The organism is Serratia proteamaculans (genome assembly GCF_946227095.1).
GTDB classification, from domain to species: domain Bacteria; phylum Pseudomonadota; class Gammaproteobacteria; order Enterobacterales; family Enterobacteriaceae; genus Serratia; species Serratia proteamaculans_E.
Genome location: NZ_CAMISV010000008.1, coordinates 144,205 through 166,530, shown reverse-complemented (window position 1 = coordinate 166,530; position 22,326 = coordinate 144,205). Strand labels below are relative to the sequence as shown.

Below are 22,326 nucleotides of genomic sequence, written 5' to 3'. Positions count from 1 at the left end.
TATATCGGCATCCATCATTTCAGGGGCACAGCATGCTGTGCCCCCTCATCTTAACGTACGCCGTATGGCTTCACCTGACCGCTCAAACCGCTGATCGAGTTCAGCGCGGACAGCGAAGACTGCAGCTTCTGTTTCGAGGCATCCGGGCCGACATAAATCCGGGTGATCTGTCCCTGTACCGGCGTTGACGGCACGGTAAAGGCGCGATAACCGGACAACCTGAGCGATGCCACCACCTCATTGACCTTGGCGGCGTTCTTCAACGCGCCGAGCTGCACCACATAAGCCTGCCCCGCCGGCGCTTTCTCTTCCGCCGGCTTCTGCACTGGTGCAGGCTCAGGCTTAGGTACTGGCGTTGGTTCAGGTTTCGGCTCCGGTCGGGTTTCAGGTTTCACCACCGGCTTCACTTCCACCGGCTTAGGTTGCGGCACCGGTTTTGGCTTCACCTCTACCGGCTTAGGTTTCGGCGGTGGCGTCGGCTGTGGACGGGTTTCGACCGGCGGCGTAACCAACGTCGGCTGCTGCGTCGGCTGGCGAACTGCCTGCTGCGCTGCGGCCTCATTGGCCGCCTGCTGCTCAACCAACGCGCCCGCCCCTTCCGGTGGCTGTGCCGGTAACGGCTGGCTTACCGGTGGCACCACGTCGTTTTCTTCCACATCACCGGCCTTCGGCACCAATGGAATGGCGGCGAATTCGTCCTCATAATGCTTCTTTTTACCGTCCAGCAGCCCTGGCAGGATAATCACCCCCAGCGCGACCAAAATCACGGTACCGACCAATCGGTTTTGAAATTTACTTGCCACTCACACTCCCCGCATCTCGTCTAACGCCGCCATAACCTGTGCAACGGTGTGGAACGATCCACAGACGATCACAATATCCTGAATATCTGCGTCCTGCATAGCCTGACGCCAGGCAGTTTCGACATCGGTAAACTGCCGCGGTTCCGTCAAATACTGCGCCAACAGTTCGACGCTGGCCCCGCGTGGCCCGTCCAGCGGCGCGCAATACCACTCATCGACCTGCTCACTCAGACAGGCCAGGGTACCGGCGATATCTTTATCCGACAACATCCCCACCACCGCACGCACCTTGCCACCCTTGCGCGGCAAGGTTGCCAGACGCCCGGCCAGATAACCTGCCGCGTGGGGGTTATGCGCCACGTCGAGGATCAGCGTCGGCTCACGCCGCACAATCTGGAAACGCCCGGGCAATGTCGCCTGCTGCAAGCCGGTGAAGATCGCCCGCTCATCAATTTCCAAGGCAGAAAAATGCAGCGCCGCCAGCGCGGTCGCAGCGTTGGCCAAGGGGACGTTTGGCATCGGCAAGTCGGTCAGCAAGGTACCGCCGCCCTGCCACTGCCAGCGTTCGCCCTGTTCACTGAAGGTCCAGGCATCGCCACGGCGATACAGTTGAGCACCCAGGGTTTCCGCTACTTGCCCAATGGTGGCCGGCATATCTGGTTCACCTACCACCGCCGGCTTGCCGCTACGGAAGATACCGGCCTTTTCGCGGCCAATGCTTTCGCGATCGTTGCCCAGCCAGTCGGTATGATCCAGCGCGATGCTGGTCACCACCGCCACGCTCGGATCAACGATATTGGTCGCATCCAGGCGGCCGCCGAGTCCGACTTCCAGGATCACCACGTCAAGCTTAGCCTGTTTGAACAGTTGCAGTGCCGACAGAGTACCGAATTCGAAGTAGGTCAGCGAAGTTTCACCCCGGCCCGCTTCAATGGCGGCGAACGAACGGCTGTGTTCAGCCTCGCTCAGTTCATCGCCCTGAATGCGTACCCGCTCGGTATAACGCACCAGGTGCGGCGAACTGTAGACGCCAACCCGCAAACCGGCCGCCAACAGGATGGTTTCCAGGGTGCGACAGGTGGTGCCTTTGCCGTTGGTACCGGCAACGGTGAATACCGTCGGCGCAGGAGTGAGTAAATCAAGATGCGCCGCAACTCGCTGTACGCGTTCCAGGCCGAGTTCGATCGCCTGGCTGTGCAGACGTTCCAGATAAAAAAGCCACGAGCTCAAAGGCGACGTGGCTTGGGGAATTTGGTGGTTTTGCATGAGTCCCGTCACTGAACTTGGGTTCATTAATCCATCGGGCACCACCCTCACCGCGGTAAAAGGCGATGCTCTCCGTTTTCAGCCGTCATTTAGCCACAAAATGGCGGCTGAACCCACACCGATTGGTACCGGTGCGGGCCATTTATTGGCTTCAGGCGTCGGCCTGATTTTCCTGCTCAGACACCGGTGCGGCCTCATCGAAATGCGGCTGCGGCTGGTTGGCCAGCTTGGAAAGGATACTCGCCAGGGTCTGGCGCATTTCCGGACGGCGTACGATCATGTCGATCGCGCCTTTTTCAATCAGGAACTCACTGCGCTGGAAGCCCGGTGGCAACTTTTCACGTACCGTCTGTTCGATAACGCGTGGGCCGGCAAAGCCGATCAGCGCTTTCGGCTCGGCGATATTGATATCACCCAGCATCGCCAGACTGGCAGAAACGCCACCCATGGTTGGATCGGTCAATACCGAAATGTACGGCAGACCGCGTTCCTGCAGTTTCGCCAGCGCTGCGCTGGTCTTCGCCATCTGCATCAGTGACATCAGCGCTTCCTGCATACGGGCACCACCACTGGCTGAGAAACACACCAGCGGACAGTTGTCTTCCAGCGCCTGCTCAACCGCACGCACAAAGCGCGCGCCGACCACGGACGACATGGAACCACCGATAAAGGCAAATTCAAACGAAGCGGCGACAATTGGCATGCCGTACAGCGTGCCCTTCATCACGACCAGCGCGTCTTTTTCACCGGTCGCTTTCTGTGCGGCAACCAGGCGATCTTTATACTTTTTGGAATCCTTGAACTTCAGAACGTCTTTCGGCTCCAGTTCGCTGCCCAGCTCCACTTCACTGCCTTCATCCAGCAGCGTATGCAGACGCATACGCGCAGTCATGCGCATGTGGTGGTCGCATTTCGGGCACACTTCCAGATTACGCTCCAGCTCGGCGCGGTAGAGAACCTGACCGCAGCTATCGCATTTGGTCCAGACCCCTTCAGGAATACTCGCCTTACGGGTTTGGGTGATATTGCTCTTGTTAAGAATTCGTTCAATCCAGCTCATCGATGACCTTTCTGTTTGAACCTGGCAGACGCCAGTTCGCTGTTCATGCTTTATACCCGTCGTCTTTCAAGCCACAGCGTTGTTACCTGCACTAACTCACCCCACTCACTTACTTAAGCTCCAGGGGATGAGTGAGCTGGTCGCCTAGCTGTGACTTGAAACTTATAGGGATAACAATCCCCCCGAAAACACCAATGAAAAAATGCCTGGGCAAAACACGGCAAGCGCGCAAGCGAGGCACAGGTTTCAAGGTTGTTAACAGGAACAGACCATAAATGTCGCTCATTAAACCATATCGGCCCGACTCTGTGGACAAAAAACTGGTCGAACCGACAGGTTAAGCGATGTTTTTACTGTTTTTGCTGGCGGGCAGCCGCACGCTTATGGCGCCAAATTTCAATGACACCCGGCAGAATTGAAACAATGATGATACCCACGATCAACAGTTTCAGGTTTTCCTGCACGATCGGCAGATCGCCAAAGAGATAGCCAGCATAAGTGAAGAGCAGCACCCAAACCAGTGCACCAATCACGTTGTAGGCTGCAAAGTGGCGATAGGACATATGCCCCATACCGGCAACGAACGGTGCAAAAGTACGTACGATCGGCACAAATCGCGCCAGGATAATCGTTTTCCCGCCATGTTTTTCATAAAACTGGTGAGTTTTATCCAGATAGCTGCGACGGAAAATTTTCGAATTCGGGTTGCTGAACAGCTTTTCCCCGAACAGCCGACCGATGGTGTAGTTGACCGCATCCCCGAGTATCGCCGCACCTATCATCAACGCAACCATGGTGTGCACATTCAGATCGTTGGTCGGCAATGCCGCCAGCGCACCGGCAACAAACAGCAGAGAATCGCCCGGCAGGAAAGGCGTCACCACCAGCCCGGTTTCACAAAACAGGATCAGGAACAGAATTGCGTACACCCACATACCGTATTGCGCCACCAGCTCGGCCAGATGCACGTCAATATGCAGAATAAAATCAATTACAAACTTGATGATGTCCATAGGTTCTCTCTTTTACCGGGTGTCTCACCCACCCGGCAGGTGCACAAGGGAGTAACGCGCCAAGCGCGCCAGTGTTTATACCCGTCGCCTTTCAAGCTGCAGCGTTGTTACCTGCTTTACAAGACCCATCCGTGGGTCTTGCCCCTTCGGGGCCGCTGCAAGCAGCGTTCAAATCTGTTCCCGACAGATTTGTCACTCACCCCAGTTACTTACTCAAGTAAGCGCCTGGGGATGAGTGAGCTGGGCGCCTAGCTGCAGCTTGAAATTCATAGGGTACATTTGTTTAGTCGTCGGGTAAAAACAGTGGCCCCATTGCCGGCCGGGGTATGGCAAAGTGCTCAGGGTAATCGACGCTAACCAGGTATAACCCGTCGGCCCGCGCCGTCGCCGCAGCCAGATTTCGATTCTTCAGTGCCAATAGCTCGGCCATCCAGTTCTCATCCTGATTGCCGCAGCCAATTTCCATCAGGCTACCGACAATATTGCGAACCATATGATGTACAAAGGCATTCGCCTTGATATCTACCACAAGATACTCGCCGTAGCGCGTAACCTTAACGTGTTTTACATTACGCCAGGGTGTGCGCGACTGACATTGTACGGCGCGGAACGAAGTAAAGTCGTTCTCACCCAGCAGCGCCTGCGCCGCCCTTTCCATCCGTTCGGCATCCAGCGGGTGATAAAAATGGGTCATCCCCTGCTGTAATACCGCCGGGCGGTAGCGGTGGTTATAAATAATGTAGCGATAGCGGCGCGCAGTCGCACTGAAACGCGCATGAAAATCTTCGGCCACACCGGCCACCCAGCGCACGGCGATATCCGGTGGCAAATGGGTATTGACCCCCATCGTCCAGGCGGCGTCCTTGCGCTGCGCGGTGGTTTCAAAATGTACCACCTGACCGGTAGCATGTACCCCGGCGTCGGTACGTCCGGCGCACAACACGTTGATCGGCGCATTGGCCACCTTGCTCAACGCCTGTTCCAGACAGGCCTGCACGCTGGCCACTTCCTGCTGACGCTGCCAGCCGTAATAATGGCTGCCGTCATATTCAATCCCCAGCGCGATTTTTAAGGTCTGCTGGGTGGGCAAGACAACTTCAGACATCAGTACATCTGCTCCTGCACCAGACGCTCGGCGGTTTCGATCGCCATTAACGCGCCGCCAAAGCGTACGTTATCAGCGACCGACCAGAACTGCAGGATCTCCGGAATACCGTAGTCATTGCGCAGGCAGCCGACGCTTAACACATCGCTGCCGGAGGCTTCCGTCACCTGGGTCGGGTAGTCGTCTTCTTCGCTCAGTTGGATATCGTCCACCTGCTCCAGTTCGCCGCGTGCTTCTTCCGCAGACATTGGGCGCAGCGCTTCCAGATGAACCACCTGCGCATGGCCGTAGAATACCGGCGACTGCACACAGCTCACGGAAATCGGCAACCCTTCGTCCTGCAGCACTTTACGCACCTGATCGACAATCAAACGTTCCTCGCGCACGCTGCCCTGTTCATCAGCCAGCAACGGCAACAGGTTGAACGCCAACTGCTTGGCAAAAACGCCCGCTTCAGCCGGAATGCCGTTCAACAGACGTGCACTTTGGCCGGCCAGATCGTCGACCGCCACTTTGCCGCGTGCCGATACCGACATCAGGGTAGTGACGTGCAGACGGGAAAGCCCGGCCTGCTCGGTCAGCGGTTTGATCGCAGTCAGCAGTTGGCTGACCATGCTGTCGGCCACGGCAACGATATTGCGGTTACGGTAATCCGCCAGCACCTGCGGGTTCACCCCAGGGACCACCAGCGGCACGTCCGGCTCCAGCGCAAACAGGCCACTGGTGTCGATCACCAGGCAGCCCATGTTGCCGGCTTCTTCCGCGTAGCGGGCCGAAGCTTCGGTGCCGGCAACGAAGAACGCCAACTGCGCCTGTGACCAGTCAAATTCTTCCGCTTTTTGTACCAGTACCGATTTGCCATTGAAGCGTACGGTAGCACCGGCACCACGTTCACTGGCCAAGGGATAGAGTTCGCCCACCGGGAACTGGCGTTCCTGTAATAATTCCAGCAACGCTTCACCTACCGCGCCAGTGGCACCAAGCAGAGCGATATTCCAGCCGTCAGACATTGGGTTTCTCCAGAGTATTTATTCAAATGCAGATGGGCGGCTACTGCACCGCCCTGATAACAAAATTAGTCGCTGTGGCTTAAGAAAGCCTTATGCCGTCAGGAAACCCAGCTTGTGCAGCAACTCCGCACTGGCGCTGTCATCACACTGGACGCGCAATGAAGACCACTCGCGGCGTTCCTGATAATGCTTGCGCAGACGATCAAATTCGCCCGCTTGCCCGGCCACTTTGCGCAGCGGCGCATCATCGCGGCGCACATCATACACCAAGTGCATCAATCGTTTTAATTTGCCTTCATCCAGCGGCCCATTGAGTTGGATCTGGCTGAATTCGGGTACCGGCAACAGCGAGGCCAGCTCGATCTGTTGCGGCTGCCCCAGGTGGCGGCTGAAGGCTTCAAACACCTGAGTGGTGCCGCGCGCCTTGCCTTCCAGCGTGTAACCGGCAATATGCGCGGTGCCAATGTCCACCCGAGCCAGCAACGGCAGCGAAAGCTCCGGTTCCGGTTCCCAGACGTCCAGCACCGTGCTCAGCTTTTTGCCTTTTTCCAGCGCCTGCAGCAGCGCAGCATTATCCACCACCGCACCGCGGCAGGCGTTGATCAGAATACGATTGTCCGGCAGCGCCGTCAGCAGCTCAGCGTCCACCAGATGCAGCGAGTTGTAAGGGCCGGATTTATTCAGCGGTGTATGGAAGGTCAATACGTCAGCTTGCGCCACCAGTTTTTCCAGCGGCCAGAACTCACCGGCATCACCACGTTCGGCACGCGGTGGATCGCATAACAAGGTGCGCACCCCCAGGGCCTTCAGGCGGGCATCCAGGCGCGAACCTACGTTGCCGACACCGATAATGCCGACGGTTTTATCCCGCAGTTGAAAACCGTCGCGTTCGGCCAGCAGCATCAGCGCGGAGAACACATATTCCACCACCGCAATGGCATTACAGCCCGGTGCCGCAGAAAAACCGATGCCCTGCTGTTGCAGCCAGGCATCGTCTACGTGGTCGGTCCCAGCGGTGGCGGTGCCGACAAAACCAATACGGGTACCGGCCAGCAGCGCTTCATTGACTTTCGTCACTGAACGCACCATCAGCGCATCCGCATCGGCCAGCGCATCACTCGGGATCGGACGGCCAGGCACCGCCTGCACATTCCCCAAACGACTGAACAGTTCAGTCGCATACGGCATATTTTCATCAACCAGGATTTTCACTTATTGCTCCGACGGTTTACGGCTATTTCGCTGGGAAATAGTGTGCCACTGAATCATGCCCGGCGAAAGCGCTCGGGGGTGGTACCGGCAATTTGCTGAAACATGACAATAAACGCCGAGGCCGAGCTGTAGCCTACCTCGAGCGCCACTTCCTGCACGGTTTTGCCCTGTTCCAGCAAGGACACGGCATGCAGGAAACGCAGCCGCTGGCGCCATTCGCTGAATGACATCCCCAGATCCTGCTGGCAACGGCGCGACAGCGTACGTTCGGTGGTATAGACCCGGGCGGCCCAGGCAGCGAGCGACGTATTGTCCGAAGGACAGTGCTCCAGCGCTTCCAGCACCGGTGCCAGGAATTTGTCTTCGGACGACGGCAAGTAGGTTTGCTGAATCGGCGACAGATGCAGTTGGTCGATCAGCGCCCGGCACAGGCGCAAATCCTGTTTGCTCTGAGGGATATATTGTTTGCGTGCGTAAAAATCTTCGGCAATGGCACGGAAAATCGGCGTCACGCTGACCAAACAGGGATCAATCGGCAGCCCGGCACACAGCGGCAACGCAATATCGACCATGCGGCACTGTGCCAGCCGCTGGTTATAACAGGAGTGTTCAATGCCCGCCGGTGCCCACAGCACAAACTCCGGCGGTGCCAAAAAACGCTGGCCGCCGATGCGCAGCACCATCACACCGGCCTTGACCCACATCAACTGCCCCCAACTGTGCTGGTGTGGCTGAAACTCTGTACGGGCGTTGAACTCCTCGCAGCGGAATTGCACCGGCCGTGGCGCCGGGATCAGCGCTTCGGGATAATGACGAATTTCTGGCATGGTTTCGCCCTGTGACTTGTCTTGTTTAGGGAAAATATTGTCTGGATATCGCTATATATAATAAACCGGACACGAGTAAACTAGCCAGCATGTCCGTTGTTAATGAGAATAATTATCATGAATATGCTATTCCCTCTGCTGGCGGTGTTGATTTGGTCAATCAACGCCGTGGTCAGCAAGCTCTCCGCCACCGCCATCGATCCGGCCGCCATCTCCTTCTACCGCTGGCTGCTGGCGCTGATCGCCCTGACGCCTTTCGTCCTGCCCGGCGTTATTCGCCACTGGGCGGCAATACGCGCCAACTGGTGGAAGTTGCTGGTCCTCGGCATGCTGGGCATGGTGCTGTATCAGAGCCTGGCCTATTACGCGGCACACAGCGTCAGCGCACTGTTCATGGGGATCATTGTTTCCCTGATCCCGTTACTGACCATTCTGATCAGCATTGTGTTATTGCGGGTAGCACCAACGGTGGGCATTGCGATCGGCAGCCTGTTGTCGCTGGCTGGCTTAATCTGGCTGGTGAGCGCCGGTAACCCGGCCGAATTGCTGCAACATGGCATCGGCAAAGGCGAGTTGATGATGCTTGCCGCCACCGCCGCCTATGCGCTGTACGGCGTGCTGACCAAGCGCTGGGCGATCGCCCTGCCTAACTGGCAGTCTCTGTACGTACAGATCCTGTTCGGCGTTGTGTTGCTGTTGCCTAATTTCCTGATGGCGCAGGACGTCGCGTTGACCAGCCAGAATATCCCACTGGTGCTGTTCGCCGGTATCCCGGCCTCTATAGTCGCGCCTTACCTGTGGATCCACGGCGTGATGCGCCTGGGTGCCAATACCGCGTCGATCTTTATGAATCTGGCCCCGGTATTTACCGCCATCATTGCGGTACTGTTCCTGCATGAACACTTGCACAGCTATCATCTGATTGGCGGCGGTATCACCCTGCTGGGTGTGATCCTGTCGCAGCGTCTGCGCACGCCGCTGGGCCGTAAGGCAAAGCAAGCCGCAGAGTGTGAAAGCTAAGGCAGCAGTTGAAAACGCACCCGCACCAGCAGGCCCCCCAGGGTGGCCGAGGTCAACAGCTCCGGGCGGGTGCCGTGATAACGGGTGATGTCGCTGACCAGCGCCAGCCCCAAGCCGGCACCGGGCTGATTACCCACGTTATCCAGCCGATGAAACGGCTGCAGCGCCTGCGCAGTATCCTGTTCGGCAATGCCCGGGCCACTGTCTTCAATTTCCAGCACGCACTCCCCAGCCAACTTATCCATGGTGAGTCGTGCCGTGACCGTGCCCTGACTCGGGGTGTATTTCAGCGCATTATCCAGCAGGTTGGCGCACAGTTCGGTCAGCAGCAACGCCTCCCCACCGACCCAACAGATGGATTCCCCTTCATACCCCAGATCGATACGTTTACTGCGCGCCTGCGGCAGCCGTGAAAAACAGGCATCGCGCAGCACCTGCGCCAGATTCATCGGCTGCAACTGGTGATCCGCCTGGTGTTCATGGGCTTTGAGCCTGGACAGATAGAGCAGACGATCGGTCAGCGCCACGGTGTTATCCAGCGTAGCGCTCATCGCTAACAGACTTTCCCGCCACTGCTCCGGTTTATCGCTGGCCAGCGCGACCCCCACCTGAGTCTTCAGCACGGTTAACGGCGTGCGAAGTTGGTGTGAAGCGTCAGCACTGAAACGTTCCTGACGCGCCACCATCAGCCGCAACCGTTCAATATAACGGTTGAATGCCAACAGCAGCGGCTGCATTTCCGACCAGGGCAATACCATCGGCAAGGGGGTTAATTCCCCCGGATCGCGCCGCAGCATGATGCCGGAAAGCTTGCGCATCGGTTTCAACACCCGCTTGAGCAGCGCAAAGGCCAGGGTCATGGTCAACACCACCACGGTGCCCTGGCTGAGCAACGCGGAAAGCATCATTTGCCGCGCCAGATAGCGACGCGACTCCAGCGTTTCCGCCACCAGAATGGTCGCCATGCCCATCACGCCGGACTCGTTGATCGGCTGGTACAGCGCGGCTACGCGGATCGGACGACCGCGATATTCGGCATCATAGAAATGCACCAGCGCCGGATACAGGCTGGAACGCAGGATATAGGGCGGCATCGGCGGCAGGTCATCGTAGCCTGAAATGCTTTCCCCTTGCGGGGAGATCACCTCGTAATACAGTTGATCGTTCATGTTGCGCTCGAAGCTGTCGAGCACCACATAGGGTACGTCCGCCTCCAGCCTACCATTGCGCACCACCAGCCGCTCCGCCACGGTGCGCGCCGACGCCAGCAGCGTGCGATCGTAGGCCAGAGTGGCAGCATTCATCGCGCTGAAATAGTGGGTATAAATCGAAATTCCGCCCAACACCAGCAGCGGTAAACCAAAGAATAACAACAGTTGATAAAACAGCGATCGTGGTGCGTTAAACCACCTCATTGCAAAGCTCCAGGCTGTAGCCCAGACCACGCAGGGTGATTATCGCCACATTGCTGCCCTGCAGCTTTTTCCGCAGTCGATGAACATACAGCTCGATGCTCTCCGGGTTGGCCTCATCGGACAGGGTAAACACCTGTTCAAACAGCTGCTGTTTGGCAACCGGTCGGCCACGCCGGTGGATCAAGGCGGTCAGCACTGCCAGCTCTCGTGGCGTCAATTGCAAGGGTTTGTCGTTCAGTTGAAAATAGCCTTCATCGTGATAGGTCAGCGCCCCGTACTGCAGCGCCTGCTGAGTGACGCCAACGCTGCGGCGCAGCAACGCCCGGATACGCGCTTCCAGCTCATCCAGCTCGAACGGCTTGGTCAGGTAGTCATCTGCGCCCAGGTTCAGCCCTTTGACCCGATCGGCGACGTCGGTTCTGGCCGTCAGCAACAACACCGGCAAATCCTGTCCGCGCTTGCGCAATCGTGCCAGCAGCTCCAGCCCATTCAGGCGCGGCAACGCCACGTCCAGCACCACCAGCGCATAGGTTTCGTTTAATAACAGATGGTCAGCCGCCAGCCCGTCCGGCGCGACGTCGACGGCAAAACCGACGCCGGTCAGCGCCTTTTGCAACCAGTGAGATAACTCGGGGTGGTCTTCAACCAATAACAGACGCATTTATCCAATCCATTGACTTATCTATGCCTACAGGTCAGGCGCGGTGCAGAGGGCCCCGTTCCAGTCGGAGGTTAATTAACATCTTGATAACCATAAGGATGGCACGGAAGACCGAGTGATAGAAGGGTTATGCCGGGCCAGTTTTGGGAGCTGGGGCACAATTGTGACACTGAATGAACTCAGGCCTGTCGGTACAGCCGTCTATTCAGTTGGCAGGCTATTATTTTTCGCTGTCGGCCAGAGCGATATCAAACACCGGCTGCAATTTGCTTGGCGTGAATGGCGGTGACACCAGCACCGAGCGGTTATTGGCGGCAAAAACAATATCAATGCCGGTAATACAGGCCGTCATTGGGCAAACGTATTTATCGCCTTTCTCATTGGCGAAATGCAGTTCAAAAACGCCGATCTCCGGTCGCAGGCGTTTTAGCCGACACTCTCCCCCCCCCCCACAAACCTCGGCGTACGCCGATGGCAACATCTTGATAGCTTTAACTTTATCGCTGTCCTTACCACCGAACAATTTCCCTAATGAAAACATAATCCCGCACCTGTCATAATTTTAGTTTTAGCCATTTTATCTTAAGGCATAAATAACAAAACTGATATTACGCAGGTTTTAAGTCAGGTTCACGCACTGTTAGTCCCCCGCGATATGTGTTAGCGCAGCGGCCAATTTGACCGGTGATTGCGATGTTACGCCTCCTGACAGGAGACGCGTATCACATCCCGCAAACTTTTCCCTGGGTTGAAAGGTAAATGAAAGGTTGTTGATTTAACAATCCAGCAACCCGTATCGGCGGGGATCGACACCGACTGAAAAATACCTTGGGGAAAGCAATGAAAAAAATAATCACCCGTACTCTGACCGCGACCGCTCTGCTGCTGGCAACCCATCAGGCCTTTGCCATTGAAGCACCGAAACGCACCGAATGTATCGCCCCTGCCAAGCCCGGCGGTGGGTTTGACCTGACCTGTAAGCTGATTCAGGTCTCGCTGCAGGAAACCAAAGCCATCGATAAACCGATGCGCGTCACCTACATGCCTGGCGGCGTTGGCGCGGTGGCCTATAACGCCATCGTTGCCCAACGTCCGGCGGAATTCGGCACCGTAGTTGCCTTCTCTGGCGGCTCGTTGCTGAACCTGTCACAGGGGAAATTTGGCCGTTACAACGTCGACGACGTGAAATGGCTGGCCGCCGTCGGCACCGACTACGGCATGATCGCGGTCCGCGCCGACTCGCCGTACAAAACCCTGAAAGACCTGATGGACGCATTCCAAAAAGATCCGAACAGCGTGGTGTTCGGCGCGGGTGCCTCTATCGGCAGCCAGGACTGGATGAAAACCGCCCTGCTGGCACGTGAGGTCGGGGTTGATCCTCACAAGATGCGTTACGTGGCATTCGAAGGCGGCGGCGAACCGGTTACCGCCCTGCTCGGCAACCACATTCAGGCGGTCTCCGGCGATCTGAGCGAAATGGTGCCCTACCTGCAAGGCGACAAAATCCGCGTGCTGGCGGTGTATGCCGATCAGCGTCTGCCGGGCCAGTTAGCCAATGTGCCAACCGCCAAAGAGCAAGGGTTCAATCTGGTTTGGCCGGTTATCCGCGGTTTCTACCTTGGCCCGAAGGTCAGTGAAGAGGAATACCAATGGTGGCTCGACACCTTCCAGAAAATGGCGGCGACCGATGAGTTCAAAAAACAGCGCGATTTGCGTGGCCTGTTTGAATTCAACCTGGCCGGCAAGGAACTCGATGCTTACGTGAAAGCCCAGGTCAATCAGTACCGCGAACAGGCCAAAGTTTTCGGCCTGGCCAAGTAACCGGGGGCATACCATGAGCGATCGCATTTTTGCCGGTTTCTGGCTGCTGCTGTGTATCGGCGGCCTGTTTATCGGCTGGGGTATCCAGAGCGAATACAGTTACGAACCCCTGGGGCCACGTCCCTTCCCGCTGGCGATTCTCAGCCTGATGGCATTGTGCGCAGCCCTGCTGCTGCTGAACAAACCCCAGGTGGTTGAATGGCCACATAACAAGGTGATGCAACGCCTGCTGGTACTGGTGATTACCCTGGTGCTGTACGCCTGGGGCTTCGAGTGGCTGGGCTTTCCGCTGGCGACGACATTGTTGACCTTCAGCATTGGCCTGCTGTTCCAAGCCAGCCTGAAGGCGGCATTGGTGTCCGGCGTGGTGATGGGCGTGGCGCTGTATTACGCCTTTGACCACTTACTTGATGTGACACTGCCACTCGGCGTTTGGCTGAGCTAACGGGAGCGATGATGGAAACCTGGATGTATTTGTCTCAAGGGTTTGAGGTGGCGTTGGTGCCACAGAACCTGATTATCGCCCTGATCGGCTGCTTCGTCGGCACCATTGTCGGCCTGCTGCCGGGGTTGGGGCCGATCAACGGCGTGGCTATTTTGCTGCCGCTGGCGTTCGCCCTCAAACTGCCGGCCGAGTCCGCGCTGATCCTGTTGGCGACGGTGTATATCGGCTGCGAGTACGGTGGTCGTATCTCCTCGATACTGCTTAACGTGCCGGGTGACGCTGCAGCCATCATGACCGCGCTGGACGGCTATCCGATGGCGCAGCAAGGCCGTGCCGGTGTGGCGCTGTCGATCTCGGCAGTCAGCTCTTTTGTCGGTTCGATGATCGCCATCGGCGGGATTATCCTGTTCGCCCCACTGCTGGCACGCTGGTCACTGGCGTTCGGCCCGGCGGAGTACTTTGCCCTGATGGTGTTCGCCATCGCCTGCCTGGGTAGCATGATGAGCCAGAACCCGCTGAAGTCGCTGCTGGCGGCACTGATTGGCCTGGGGCTGGCGACGGTCGGCGTGGATGCCAATACCGGCGTTTACCGCTTCACCTTCGACAGTGTCCATCTCTCCGACGGCGTGCAGTTCATCGTGGTGGTGATCGGCCTGTTCTCGGTCAGTGAAATCCTGTTGATGCTGGAAAGCACCAGCGGCGGGCAAAAACTGGTACGCAAAACTGGGCGCCTGCTGTTCAACCGTAAGGAAGCTGCCCAGTGCGTTGGCCCAACCTTGCGTTCTTCGGTGATTGGTTTCTTCGTCGGCATTCTGCCGGGCGCCGGTGCCACCATCGCCAGTGCGCTCACCTACATGACCGAAAAGAAAATCAGTGGCAACAGCGATACCTTCGGCAAAGGGGATATTCGCGGCGTAGCGGCGCCCGAGGCCGCTAATAACGCCTCAGCCTGCGGCTCGTTTATTCCAATGCTGACGCTGGGCGTGCCGGGTTCCGGCACCACGGCGGTGATGATGGGCGCGCTGACGCTGTATAACATCACACCTGGCCCAGCGATGTTCACCGAACAGCCGGATATTGTCTGGGGGTTGATCGCCGCATTGTTGATTGCCAACGTGATCTTGCTGATCATGAACCTGCCGCTGGTCGGCCTGTTCACCCGCATGTTGACCATTCCGTTGTGGTTCCTGGTTCCGGCGATTGCCGCGGTGTCTGCGGTCGGCGTTTATGCGGTACACAGCACCACCTTTGACCTGCTGTTGATGGTCGGGCTGGGGGTGTTTGGTTATATTCTGAGGAAAATGCACTTCCCGATGTCGCCGCTGATCCTGGGCTTCGTATTAGGGGAGATGCTGGAGCAGAACCTGCGCCGCGCGCTGTCGATCAGCAACGGGGAGTTTGGCATTCTGTGGAGCAGCAGCATCGCGCAAACCTTGCTGGTGTTGGCGGTGTCCGTGCTGGTACTGCCACCACTGCTGCGCATCGTACGCAAACGCCGCCAAAGGGCGGAAGCGGCCAAGGCCGAGTAAGCCAAAGGGCGGGGTGTTTACCCCGCCCTTTTCATTTAACGTTTAATTTCAGCTACCGCCTGCTCAAGGGCCGCAATATCATTATTGGCCAGCAAAGGCTGCACGCGTGCAAAATCCTCCGCCGACAAATCATAAATGCGCAAAGCGAGTAACCGGGCGACGGTCTGCGGGCTAAACCGCAGTTTGATCGGCCGTGCCGGATTGCCGCCCACGATGGAATAGGGTTCAACATCCTGGGTCACAATGCTGCCTGCAGCCACTATCGCCCCTTCTCCAATACTCACGCCCGGCATCAGCATCGCCCGCATCCCAATCCAACAGCCGTCACCCAACCGGGTATCCCCTTTCGGTTGATAAGCGGCCTGAATGCTTTCCATAAACGGATACAGGCACAGCCAGTCGATGCGATGGGTATGATTGCCCCCCATCAGGATCACCGCCTCAGCGGCGATACAGACGTAATCGCCGATCAGCAATTGGTCTATCGTCCCTAACGGGGGCCACTGCCGGCTGACCGCATCGCCGTGCAAATAGCGCACCACCGAGCGTTCAAAGCCATCATCCCAGTAGTCGCTGTAATAACTGTGGGTTCCCTTGACGATGATATTGGGGTTAGTCACCGTTTGGTGCAGCCGTTCTGTTTTTGACCAGTGTTTTTCTGTCATGGCAGTTACTCTTTTATTCAGTACAAGAGCCACAGCCGAAGGTCTGTGGCAGTGTTTTTTGGTCACAAAACACTGCCGGGTTAAGCGATGAGTGCCCGCTTTAATCTTGGGTTATTGGTCATTATTGCCTCCAAATTGCGGCGTAAGGGTAACAAATCACGCCTCCGCCGTCTTGCTCTTCAACATCAGCACTCCGCCCATCACCAGCGCGCTACCCAGCAACTGCAACTGATTCATGTTTTCCCCCAGCAGGAAATAGGCGATCACTGCCGTAAACACCAGCTCCAGCGACAAAATCAGGTTGGCCACCGCCAGCGGCAAGGTTTTCAGACTGATGTTGTACAAACCAAACCCCAACAGCGTCGGCCCGGCGGCCAGGGTGAGCAACAACAGCCAGCCACGCCACTCAATGCCCTGAATGCCGTGGGACAGGAACCACAAAGAACCGGTCATGCCATGGAAAGCCGCCAGCGGGTAGAGCGTCAATGCGGCGTTGAACAGCCACTGGTAGATGGCCGAAAAGCCAAACACATACAAAATGGTATTCCACACCGGATAATGCCGCTCCGTCGCCACCCGCCCGCCCAACGTGTAGAGGGTATAACCGATACCGGACAACATACCGACCAGCAGCCCCAGCAGGTTAAAATGGCTGTTGCCCATGCTGTCACCGTTGCTGACCAGGAAACAGCCGCCCAGGCTGATCACAATCACCACTAACTGGCGCAGGTTCAGGCGCTCGCTATAGATCATCCAACCGAGAAAGACGGTAAAGCCCACCGAACAGTAAGTCAGGATGGTCGCCACCGACGCGCCGTTCAGCGCCACCGACAACGTCCACAGGCTGTTGAATACCGCCAGCAGCAGGCCATAACAGGCATAAAAGGGGATCTGCGAACGCCGTAAACGCGCCCACTCGGGCTTAAACAGCAACAACGCCGGCAATAAAACCAGCGCCACCAATGCCGCTCGCCAAAAGGCCAGCACAAAGGTCGGCAGGTGATAATACTCCGTCAGCACGCGGATAATAATGGCGGTAAAAGCCAGCAACATGGCGCTGATAATGGCAATCACATAGCCCTGACTGCTGCCCTGTAAAATACCCGCGCCGGGGAAAACCGGCCTGGCTGAAACACCCGATGGTAATGACATGACACCCTCAAAAAACGGCGGTAATAGACTCAGGCAGAGATTCTAACGCCGCGCGATTTTGCCGCCAGAGCCACTTTCCCCCAATGTTGTACAGGCCACTTTTATCCGCTTGAAGGCCTGCTGCTATGGGGTATAGTAAAAATCATCACCGTTAACCGAGCCAATTTCGCATGCATATTCCGTTAGACCGCCAACAGGACGTCCCGCTGTATCTGCAAATTGAAGAGGCGCTGCGGCGGGCGATCCTGAGCGGCGTGTTTGTCGATGGCGATAAGCTGCCTTCAACCCGTACGCTGGCGAGCGAACTGGCTGTCAGCCGGTTGACGGTAGATAACGCCTATGCCGAACTGGCGGCCAAAGGCTTCTTACGCCAACGACGCGGCAGCGGTGCCTATGTCCAGCACCCGCTGCCACAACCCGCTCAACCACGCCCCAGCACCGACACAGCTTTCCCGACGGAGCGTTTCACCACCCTGACCTCACGGCTGGATGGCTACCCCGATATCCCGCTGCCGGACAACATCATCAACTTTGCCGCCGGTGTCGGTAGCCCGAAGGTTTTCCCTCAGGAAGAATTCCGCAAGATATTGCTGTCAGTGCTCAGCCGCCATGCGGAAGAAGCTTTCAGCTATGGCGAATACTGTGGCTACTACCCGCTGCGCGATACGCTGGGGCGGATCCTCACCGCGCAGGGCATTCCGACCCATGCGGAACAATTGCTGATCACCAACGGTTCGCAGCACGCCATCAGCCTGATTGTACAAAGCCTGCTGGAACCGGGCGATACGGTGATCGTCGAACAACCGACCTACGCCGAAGCGCTGGGGCTGCTGCGCCTGCACCGCATCAATATCGTCACTGTCCCCAGCGATCGGCACGGCATGCTGGTTGAACAGCTGCCCGCCCTGCTGGAAAAACATCGCCCGAAGCTGATTTACACCATTCCCAATTTCCATAATCCCACCGGACGCTGCATGAGCGAAGCCCGCCGTCGACGCCTGTTGGCACTGGCCCAGCGTGCTGGCGTGGTGATCCTGGAGGACGATTTTGTCGGCGATCTACGTTACAACGGCAAGCAGTTGCCGTCGCTGCGGGCGCTGGCGCAGCCGGGCGCGGTAATTTACGTCAGCACTTTTTCCAAAATGCTGTTACCCAGTATGCGTATTGGCTATTTGGTGGCGGACAGCGAACATTATCAGCGCATCGCCCGGCTGAAACACGTCGACAGCTTTACCAGTTCCAACCTGATCCAGCGGGCGCTGGATGCCTTCGTCACCATCGGTCGCTACGACAAACAGCTGCGGCGCGCCGGGCGGATCTATCGCCACCACCGGGACGTGATGGTGGCGGCTTTGCAGCAACAACTGCCGTCAGGCTGCCAGTTTGAAACACCGGAGGGCGGGCTGTTTATCTGGCTGACGCTGCCTGCGACCGTTAACACCGAAGCCCTGATGCCGGTGGCCTGGCGACAGGGTGTAACTTTTGCGCGCGGAGAATGTTTTTATGCCGAGGAACAGCGTGGCGCACACGGCCTGCGATTGAATTTCGCCGCCAATACGCCGCCGCTGATTGAGGAGGGTATCGCCCGGCTGTGCCGGGCGATTAGTCAGGTGATGGCGTCAGAATAAGCCGCTGATTACAGCCCGGCCCACCACAGCCGCAGCTTCATGCCCCAGTAGCTGGTCCAGCCGGTGGTGCTTTGCACCACCTGACCTTTGGAGATGATCACCAGCGTCGGGGTGACGCCGATTTGCCACTGCGCCGACAGCTCGCCACGCGGATCATTCACCACCGGCAAGGTCACCCGTTTGCCCGCCAGCCACTGTGCTACCTGAGTGTCGTCACCGGAGCGCAGCGCTACGGTCAGCACATTGCCCCCCTCGCCGACCAGTCTGGCGACATAGGGGGTGGTGAAGCGGCAAACACCGCACCAACTGGCCCAGAAATAGACCAGTAGCGGCTTATCCTGATTGAGCTGCGCCAGTGACACCTGCTCACCGTTCAGCGTCGTCAGAACCTGCAAGTCGAAGGCGGCCGGTGCCTGCGGTGCGCGCAGCCAGTCCATCCCGAATGCCGCCACCAGAACGATCAGCAGCAGGATCAACAGTTCGCGGGCCCAACGCCGCAACCTAGCCATTTTTGACCTTCGCCAATTGTTGTTTCACCACCGCCTCCAGTTCCTCGTAAGACACAGCCCCCGGCAGCATTTGGTCGCCAATCAGCGTCGCCGGCGTCCCCTGCACGCCCAGTTGCTCCGCCAGTTCCATGTTAGTGCGCAGCGTGGTCATGCTTACCTCACTGGGTGCTACGGCTTTCACCCCGGTCTTCTGCTGTGCGGCGGCAATGCTGGCGGTGTCGTGAAAACCTTTCTTCGCCATCAGCCGCTGGTGCAACGCCCAGAACTGGTCAGGATGCTGCTGCCAGGTGGTCAAGGCCACGCGCGCCGAACTGACCGAGCTTTCCCCTTTGAACGGCAACAGTTTCACCACCAACGCCACATCCGGGTTCTCTTTAACGATTTTTTCCAGCATCGGGTCAAAACGTTTGCAGTACGGGCAGTTGTAATCGGTAAAGGTTACCAGCGTCAGTTTGGCATTGGCCGCCCCCAGACGCGGACTGGCCGGATCCTCATACAAGGTTTTGGCGTTTTGCTTAATCGCCTGGCTGATTTGCTGGCCGGAAGTTTGCTGCTGCCAGGCATCGACCGCCTGCGCCAGGATATCCGGGTTTGACACCAGGGTTTCGCGGATTAGCTCTTTAATACGCACTTCCTGCTCCGGAGTAAAAGGTGCAGCCGCCCAGACAGGGGTGGCGATCAACATCAGTAAAATCATTAATTTTTTCATTGTGAGTTTCCTTTGGCGGCGGACAGGGTTTGCAATACCGCTTCGCGGGTCAACAGTGGGGACAACACCACGCCATCGCGGCTGCCGGGGCCATAAATTTGATTAAAAGGCACGGCGACGCTGCCGCGTTGTTGCAGGAAGGCGCTAATTTCAGCCGATGGGCGACTCCAGTCCCCGCGCAGGGCGACAACGTCCTCAGCGCTCAACGCTTTTTGCACGTCATCACGCAGCAGTACGTTGAATTTGTTGGCTTTACAGGTCACACACCAGTCGGCAGTGACGTCGACAAACACCCGCTTGTTCTGGGCCAGTGCCTGGGTGATGGCCTCCTCGCTCAGCGGCTGCCAGGCCACATTGTCGTGCAGCGGCTGACGCCACAGCCCGGCGGTCAGCGAACCGGCCAATAGCACCCCCCCGACCAGTACCAGGGTCCCGGCAGCCAGCTTGGCCGCCAGACGAATGCCATGTTGCCAGCCAACTGCCAGCAACAGGGCCAGCAGAGCGATAACCCCCACCACCAGCGTCAGCATCCCGCCGATATGGTTGGCCATCAGGCTTAGCAACCACAGCGAAGAAGCCAGCATCAGCAGGCCCATCACCAAACGCAGACTGTTCATCCAGCGTCCTGGGCGAGGTAGACGCAGCGCCAGCGCCGGCCAGGCGGCAATCAGCAGCCAGGGCAGGCTCATGCCGATACCCAGCGCGACAAACATGCCCCACAACACAGGTAGCGGCGCGGCCAGGGCAAAGGCCACCGCGGTACCCAGGAAAGGTGCAGAGCACGGCGTCGCCAGCAAGGTGGCAAAAGCGCCCTGCCAGAAATGGCCTCCCAAACCACGGCCGTTATGGGTCGCCAGTTTGGTGTTCAGCGAAGAGGAAAGCTGCAGATGGAACAGGCCGAACAGGTTGGCACTGAATAACAGCGTCACCAACACCATAAAGCCGATAAACCACGGGTTTTGGAACTGGATACCCCAGCCAAGCGCCTGATTGCTCAACCGCAACAGCGTCATCAGCAAGGCCAGCGCCATAAACGACGCCACAATGCCGAACGACGAGGCCAAAAATTGCAGCCGGATGCTGTGTCGGTCGCGCTGTTCGACCTGCAAAATAGAACCCAATTTGATGCCCAACACCGGCAGCACGCAGGGCATCAGGTTGAGGATCAACCCACCGAGCAGCGCCATCAGGACCGCCTGCCACAGCGAGAAATTCGCCGCCACCGGAGAGACCAGAGGCCCGCCAATCGGCAGTGTCACCTGTTGCGCCACACCGCCGTCACCGATCACTAACGTCAGGGTTTTGCCACGCAGATCTGCTGCGCTGTCACCCCAACCGTCACTGACCGGTACCCGCGCGAACATCTGTGAACCCTCACTGCTGACCTTCGGCTTACCGAGATCGGCATCTTTCAGCGTATCGAAGAACAGCTCAGGCTGCTGCCAACCGGCGGTTCGCTCGGCGCTGATCTGCAACTCCCCGTTCTGATAGCCGGCTTTAATGCTCTCCACCAGCCCATCAGCAATGGGTACCTGCCCCATCGCCTGGGCAAAGTCATGAGTAAACTGCGCATCTGACGGCGCGCCAAGATCCAAACTGAACGGATAGTCGGTCAAGATACAGACGTTGCTGCAGGTAGAAAGCGTCAGCGTGCCCGCCAACTGACGTGGCACCGCGCCCTTGATTACCATCGGCAACTCAACCCGGTCGTGGTAACCCTGGGTAGAAATACCGGCAACGTCAAAACGCTGCGGCGTCGGCCAGTACCAGGTCGCCGGCGGTGGGTTGCCCTGCCAGGTGATGGCCGGTGCAATACCGCCTTCCCCCGGCGAACGCCAATAGGTTTTCCAGCCTTTTTGCAGCTCAATGGCCAGCAGCAAACGGGTTTCCCCATTGTGCGAAGTGTCGGCACGCAGCCGCACCTTGGCATGATCGTTAGTCGGACTTTGTAGCCAGCCGCTGTCCGCCGCCTGCAAAGCAGGTAGCCACAGCAGTAATAGGCAGGCTAACGCCGACCTGATGATATTCAACATGTTTTTTCTCCATAAATAAGCCAATCACCAAAACAGGCGGGTGATTAACTCATTCACGGAACACGCATAATCGCAGATGTACCCTGAGGGTGGTGGGGGAAATAACTCTGGGAGGAGGAATGCGCAGACGCGCGGCCACGGTGGGTGCCAATAGCACCAGTAACAGACCCAGGCCGAACAGCAGGGTTTCGAACATCACCGGCGGCGAGGCCAACAAGGATTTGGCACTCAATTCACAGGGCGTGGGTTGCAGTTCGGCGGCGTCATCGGCGGCAGAGGCGAGTGCACTGGCGACAGGCAGGCCCGTCACTTGCTGCAACGCATGCATGCTCGCCATGCGCTGAGTCATGCAGGTCAATACGACCAGGCAAGCCAGGCATAAAAACCATTTCGCAATCCACTGCTGTTTAATCATGCCGTCCTCAATTCCAAGTCTGCGCTTA

At 57.8% G+C, this 22,326-nt stretch carries 22 protein-coding genes; 5 read left to right on the top strand and 17 right to left on the bottom strand.

Annotation, left to right across the window (positions count from 1 at the left end; all coding sequences use genetic code 11):
* Positions 1 to 50 precede the first annotated feature (50 nt).
* The 8 genes from dedD to OC597_RS17205 form a co-directional block, all read right to left on the bottom strand.
* Positions 51 to 803 (bottom strand): cell division protein DedD, encoded by a 753-nt coding sequence (gene dedD / locus OC597_RS17240; RefSeq protein ID WP_261258257.1) that lies wholly within the window; start codon positions 801 to 803, stop codon positions 51 to 53.
* Positions 804 to 2,069, bottom strand: a complete 1,266-nt coding sequence (gene folC, locus OC597_RS17235; protein ID WP_262209738.1) for a bifunctional tetrahydrofolate synthase/dihydrofolate synthase — start codon at positions 2,067 to 2,069, stop codon at positions 804 to 806.
* Positions 2,070 to 2,220: 151 nt separating this feature from the next.
* Complete coding sequence (accD, locus tag OC597_RS17230; RefSeq protein ID WP_261416758.1) at positions 2,221 to 3,129, bottom strand: acetyl-CoA carboxylase, carboxyltransferase subunit beta; 909 nt, start codon at positions 3,127 to 3,129, stop codon at positions 2,221 to 2,223.
* A gap of 350 nt (positions 3,130 to 3,479) precedes the next feature.
* Complete coding sequence (locus tag OC597_RS17225; RefSeq protein ID WP_085117828.1) at positions 3,480 to 4,142, bottom strand: DedA family protein; 663 nt, start codon at positions 4,140 to 4,142, stop codon at positions 3,480 to 3,482.
* 283 nt (positions 4,143 to 4,425) lie between these two features.
* Positions 4,426 to 5,247 carry a tRNA pseudouridine(38-40) synthase TruA gene (gene truA / locus OC597_RS17220; RefSeq protein ID WP_262209734.1) on the bottom strand — a complete coding sequence of 274 codons (822 nt, stop codon included), beginning with the start codon at positions 5,245 to 5,247 and terminating at the stop codon, positions 4,426 to 4,428.
* Positions 5,247 to 6,257 carry an aspartate-semialdehyde dehydrogenase gene (locus OC597_RS17215; RefSeq protein WP_112348831.1) on the bottom strand — a complete coding sequence of 337 codons (1,011 nt, stop codon included), beginning with the start codon at positions 6,255 to 6,257 and terminating at the stop codon, positions 5,247 to 5,249. Before OC597_RS17215 ends, truA begins: the two co-directional genes overlap by 1 nt.
* A gap of 90 nt (positions 6,258 to 6,347) precedes the next feature.
* Positions 6,348 to 7,469, bottom strand: coding sequence for a 4-phosphoerythronate dehydrogenase PdxB (pdxB, locus tag OC597_RS17210; protein ID WP_261463918.1), 1,122 nt, complete (start codon positions 7,467 to 7,469; stop codon positions 6,348 to 6,350).
* A gap of 53 nt (positions 7,470 to 7,522) precedes the next feature.
* Entirely contained in the window at positions 7,523 to 8,296 is a 774-nt protein-coding gene (locus OC597_RS17205) for an AraC family transcriptional regulator (RefSeq protein ID WP_261258266.1), read from the bottom strand.
* Positions 8,297 to 8,413: 117 nt separating this feature from the next.
* Between OC597_RS17205 and OC597_RS17200 the strand changes: the two genes are divergently transcribed.
* Positions 8,414 to 9,316 (top strand): DMT family transporter, encoded by a 903-nt coding sequence (locus OC597_RS17200; protein WP_261258268.1) that lies wholly within the window; start codon positions 8,414 to 8,416, stop codon positions 9,314 to 9,316.
* Here the strand turns inward: OC597_RS17200 and OC597_RS17195 are convergent.
* The 3 genes from OC597_RS17195 to OC597_RS17185 all read right to left on the bottom strand — a co-directional run bounded on the left by OC597_RS17195 (position 9,313) and on the right by OC597_RS17185 (position 11,933).
* Positions 9,313 to 10,731 carry a sensor histidine kinase gene (locus OC597_RS17195; RefSeq protein WP_262209731.1) on the bottom strand — a complete coding sequence of 473 codons (1,419 nt, stop codon included), beginning with the start codon at positions 10,729 to 10,731 and terminating at the stop codon, positions 9,313 to 9,315. The genes OC597_RS17200 and OC597_RS17195 overlap by 4 nt on opposite strands.
* Entirely contained in the window at positions 10,718 to 11,392 is a 675-nt protein-coding gene (tctD, locus tag OC597_RS17190; protein ID WP_261258272.1) for a transcriptional regulator TctD, read from the bottom strand. Before tctD ends, OC597_RS17195 begins: the two co-directional genes overlap by 14 nt.
* Before the next feature lie 220 nt (positions 11,393 to 11,612).
* Positions 11,613 to 11,933, bottom strand: coding sequence for a hypothetical protein (locus tag OC597_RS17185; protein WP_262209730.1), 321 nt, complete (start codon positions 11,931 to 11,933; stop codon positions 11,613 to 11,615).
* A 299-nt stretch (positions 11,934 to 12,232) separates the two neighbouring features.
* Here OC597_RS17185 and OC597_RS17180 point away from each other — a divergent pair, with 299 nt between their 5' ends.
* Genes OC597_RS17180 through OC597_RS17170 form a run of 3 tightly spaced genes read left to right on the top strand, consistent with a single transcriptional unit; the run spans position 12,233 to position 15,187 of the window.
* Entirely contained in the window at positions 12,233 to 13,213 is a 981-nt protein-coding gene (locus tag OC597_RS17180; RefSeq protein WP_261258277.1) for a Bug family tripartite tricarboxylate transporter substrate binding protein, read from the top strand.
* Positions 13,214 to 13,226: 13 nt separating this feature from the next.
* Positions 13,227 to 13,658, top strand: coding sequence for a tripartite tricarboxylate transporter TctB family protein (locus OC597_RS17175; RefSeq protein ID WP_262209728.1), 432 nt, complete (start codon positions 13,227 to 13,229; stop codon positions 13,656 to 13,658).
* Between the two features lie 11 nt (positions 13,659 to 13,669).
* Entirely contained in the window at positions 13,670 to 15,187 is a 1,518-nt protein-coding gene (locus tag OC597_RS17170) for a tripartite tricarboxylate transporter permease (RefSeq protein ID WP_085117845.1), read from the top strand.
* Positions 15,188 to 15,222: 35 nt separating this feature from the next.
* Here the strand turns inward: OC597_RS17170 and OC597_RS17165 are convergent, their stop codons facing one another.
* A complete protein-coding gene (locus OC597_RS17165; RefSeq protein WP_261258279.1) occupies positions 15,223 to 15,852 on the bottom strand; it encodes a CatB-related O-acetyltransferase in 630 nt (209 codons plus the stop codon).
* Positions 15,853 to 16,008: 156 nt separating this feature from the next.
* On the bottom strand, positions 16,009 to 17,004 hold the full coding sequence (locus tag OC597_RS17160; protein ID WP_261258282.1) for a DMT family transporter: 996 nt from the start codon (positions 17,002 to 17,004) through the stop codon (positions 16,009 to 16,011).
* A 170-nt stretch (positions 17,005 to 17,174) separates the two neighbouring features.
* Between OC597_RS17160 and pdxR the strand changes: the two genes are divergently transcribed.
* A complete protein-coding gene (gene pdxR, locus OC597_RS17155) occupies positions 17,175 to 18,632 on the top strand; it encodes a MocR-like pyridoxine biosynthesis transcription factor PdxR (RefSeq protein ID WP_262209725.1) in 1,458 nt (485 codons plus the stop codon).
* A gap of 8 nt (positions 18,633 to 18,640) precedes the next feature.
* Here the strand turns inward: pdxR and OC597_RS17150 are convergent, their stop codons facing one another.
* Genes OC597_RS17150 through OC597_RS17135 form a run of 4 tightly spaced genes read right to left on the bottom strand, consistent with a single transcriptional unit; the run spans position 18,641 to position 22,298 of the window.
* Positions 18,641 to 19,141, bottom strand: a complete 501-nt coding sequence (locus OC597_RS17150) for a protein disulfide oxidoreductase (protein ID WP_261258286.1) — start codon at positions 19,139 to 19,141, stop codon at positions 18,641 to 18,643.
* Positions 19,134 to 19,850: a DsbA family protein gene (locus OC597_RS17145; protein WP_261258288.1), complete on the bottom strand. Its 717-nt coding sequence runs from the start codon at positions 19,848 to 19,850 to the stop codon at positions 19,134 to 19,136. The genes OC597_RS17150 and OC597_RS17145 overlap by 8 nt, the downstream gene beginning before the upstream one ends.
* Positions 19,847 to 21,883, bottom strand: a complete 2,037-nt coding sequence (locus OC597_RS17140; protein ID WP_261285061.1) for a protein-disulfide reductase DsbD family protein — start codon at positions 21,881 to 21,883, stop codon at positions 19,847 to 19,849. Before OC597_RS17140 ends, OC597_RS17145 begins: the two co-directional genes overlap by 4 nt.
* Before the next feature lie 49 nt (positions 21,884 to 21,932).
* Positions 21,933 to 22,298 carry a copper resistance protein gene (locus OC597_RS17135; RefSeq protein WP_261258292.1) on the bottom strand — a complete coding sequence of 122 codons (366 nt, stop codon included), beginning with the start codon at positions 22,296 to 22,298 and terminating at the stop codon, positions 21,933 to 21,935.
* Positions 22,299 to 22,326 lie beyond the last annotated feature (28 nt).

Coding starts and splice junctions, on each gene's coding strand:
- OC597_RS17170 (WP_085117845.1), top strand. CDS start 13,670: ATGGAAACCTGGATGTATTTGTCTCAAGGGTTTGAGGTGGCGTTGGTG.
- accD (WP_261416758.1), bottom strand. CDS start 3,129: ATGAGCTGGATTGAACGAATTCTTAACAAGAGCAATATCACCCAAACC.
- OC597_RS17225 (WP_085117828.1), bottom strand. CDS start 4,142: ATGGACATCATCAAGTTTGTAATTGATTTTATTCTGCATATTGACGTG.
- OC597_RS17145 (WP_261258288.1), bottom strand. CDS start 19,850: ATGAAAAAATTAATGATTTTACTGATGTTGATCGCCACCCCTGTCTGG.
- OC597_RS17185 (WP_262209730.1), bottom strand. CDS start 11,933: ATGTTTTCATTAGGGAAATTGTTCGGTGGTAAGGACAGCGATAAAGTT.
- OC597_RS17160 (WP_261258282.1), bottom strand. CDS start 17,004: ATGTCATTACCATCGGGTGTTTCAGCCAGGCCGGTTTTCCCCGGCGCG.
- OC597_RS17205 (WP_261258266.1), bottom strand. CDS start 8,296: ATGCCAGAAATTCGTCATTATCCCGAAGCGCTGATCCCGGCGCCACGG.
- OC597_RS17180 (WP_261258277.1), top strand. CDS start 12,233: ATGAAAAAAATAATCACCCGTACTCTGACCGCGACCGCTCTGCTGCTG.
- truA (WP_262209734.1), bottom strand. CDS start 5,247: ATGTCTGAAGTTGTCTTGCCCACCCAGCAGACCTTAAAAATCGCGCTG.
- folC (WP_262209738.1), bottom strand. CDS start 2,069: ATGCAAAACCACCAAATTCCCCAAGCCACGTCGCCTTTGAGCTCGTGG.
- OC597_RS17215 (WP_112348831.1), bottom strand. CDS start 6,257: ATGTCTGACGGCTGGAATATCGCTCTGCTTGGTGCCACTGGCGCGGTA.
- OC597_RS17165 (WP_261258279.1), bottom strand. CDS start 15,852: ATGACAGAAAAACACTGGTCAAAAACAGAACGGCTGCACCAAACGGTG.
- OC597_RS17135 (WP_261258292.1), bottom strand. CDS start 22,298: ATGATTAAACAGCAGTGGATTGCGAAATGGTTTTTATGCCTGGCTTGC.
- OC597_RS17140 (WP_261285061.1), bottom strand. CDS start 21,883: ATGTTGAATATCATCAGGTCGGCGTTAGCCTGCCTATTACTGCTGTGG.
- OC597_RS17150 (WP_261258286.1), bottom strand. CDS start 19,141: ATGGCTAGGTTGCGGCGTTGGGCCCGCGAACTGTTGATCCTGCTGCTG.
- OC597_RS17200 (WP_261258268.1), top strand. CDS start 8,414: ATGAATATGCTATTCCCTCTGCTGGCGGTGTTGATTTGGTCAATCAAC.
- OC597_RS17175 (WP_262209728.1), top strand. CDS start 13,227: ATGAGCGATCGCATTTTTGCCGGTTTCTGGCTGCTGCTGTGTATCGGC.
- tctD (WP_261258272.1), bottom strand. CDS start 11,392: ATGCGTCTGTTATTGGTTGAAGACCACCCCGAGTTATCTCACTGGTTG.
- OC597_RS17195 (WP_262209731.1), bottom strand. CDS start 10,731: ATGAGGTGGTTTAACGCACCACGATCGCTGTTTTATCAACTGTTGTTA.
- pdxR (WP_262209725.1), top strand. CDS start 17,175: ATGCATATTCCGTTAGACCGCCAACAGGACGTCCCGCTGTATCTGCAA.